At 39.3% G+C, this 1,572-nt stretch carries 2 protein-coding genes; both read left to right on the forward strand.

The window, feature by feature from the left end; genetic code table 11:
- On the forward strand, positions 1-702 hold a 702-nt coding region (locus ACR2F3_RS15990; protein WP_432710991.1), incomplete at its 5' end, for a nucleotide sugar dehydrogenase.
- Positions 703-764: 62 nt separating this feature from the next.
- Positions 765-1,493: a tyrosine-protein phosphatase gene (locus ACR2F3_RS15995; protein ID WP_432710992.1), complete on the forward strand. Its 729-nt coding sequence runs from the start codon at positions 765-767 to the stop codon at positions 1,491-1,493.
- Positions 1,494-1,572: the final 79 nt, after the last annotated feature.

The raw sequence follows: 1,572 nt of genomic DNA on the forward strand, positions 1-1,572 counted from the left end.
ATCATTGAAGCAGGCACTCATTTGGCACCCAGTATCAAGGTGGCCGAAGCATCGAAAGCGATAGAAAACGCACAGCGTGATGTTAATATTTCTTTTGTAAATGAATTGGCACTGATTTTTGATAAGCTTGATATCGACACCTCCGACGTGTTGGCTGCAGCGGCCACCAAATGGAATTTCCTTCCCTATAAACCAGGTTTAGTTGGCGGTCACTGTATTGGTGTGGAACCCTACTACCTGGCTCACAAAGCAAAAGCTTTAGGTTATGCTCCCCAGGTAATCTTATCAGGCCGGCAGGTCAATGAAAATATGGGGATTTTTATTGCAAGTAAGGTGGTTAAATTAATTTTAGCTAAAGGGCCGATTCGAAAGGAAGATAAAGTTTTAATTCTTGGGTTCGCCTTTAAAGAAAATTGCCCGGATACCCGGAACACCCGGGTGATCGACATCTACCGTGAGTTAGAGCAATATGGTCTGGTGCCTGAAGTTTATGACCCCTGGGCGCATGCACCGAGTGTTTTAGCAGATTATGCGATTGAGTTATTGGATCAACTACCTAGAGAGCATTATAAGGCTGTTATCGTTGCCGTGGCCCATCAAGAGTTTTTAAAAATTGATTATTCTTATTTTAAAGAGGCCGGTGCTGTCATTTTCGACATCAAATCGTTTATTAACCGAGAATTTGTTGATGCAAGGCTGTAAAGACGAATAAAGTTTTATATTTTTAGGAAAATCTTTCGTTAAATTAATTTTATCTCCATAAAATGTTCTCCTTATTTAAAAAAAAGATCCTGGTCAAAGATTTAAAATGGATGGGTGTCGATATCCATTCACATTTGCTACCTGGAATAGATGATGGTTCGCCAGATGTGGGCACTTCTGTAAGGTACATTAAAGCGCTCAAGGAGCTGGGGATCACCAAATTTCATTGTACTCCACATATTTTAGCAGAATATTATCCGAATACCCCTGAAACGATCAATGCGGCTTTAGCCATATTGAAGCAAGCTTTAAAAGCGGCCAATGTAGATGTGGAAGTAACGGCTGCCGCTGAACATATGGTTGATGATACTTTCAGGGTTACGGACGAACTTTTGTGTTTACCCGGAAAACATATTTTAGTGGAAATGTCGTATTTGTCGGAAACGCCGAATATAGAGCAAGTTATTTTTGATTTACAGATTAAAGGATATAAGGTGATCTTAGCGCATCCCGAACGCTATAATTTTTACCATAAAAGTCATGACAAATTTCATCGGTTGAAAGATATGGGGGTGTTGTTTCAGATGAATTTACTCTCCATTGTTGGGTATTATGGGAAGGAAGTGAAACGAACCGCAGAGTATTTATTGGAGCACCAATGTTATGATTTGGCAGGAACGGATTTGCACCACGATAAACACCTTGAGATTTTGTCAAATTCGGTTCTTAATGGGAAAATACATGAAAAATTAGGGGTTTATCCGTTTAAAAACCAAGTTTTTTTCGTATAAAGGACTATATCAGCGGAGGGGATGTTTAATTCTTCTTTTACCAAAGAACTCGATATCATATAATAATCGCCAAAATGGA

Source organism: Pedobacter sp., assembly GCF_045627485.1.
Lineage (GTDB): Bacteria > Bacteroidota > Bacteroidia > Sphingobacteriales > Sphingobacteriaceae > Pedobacter.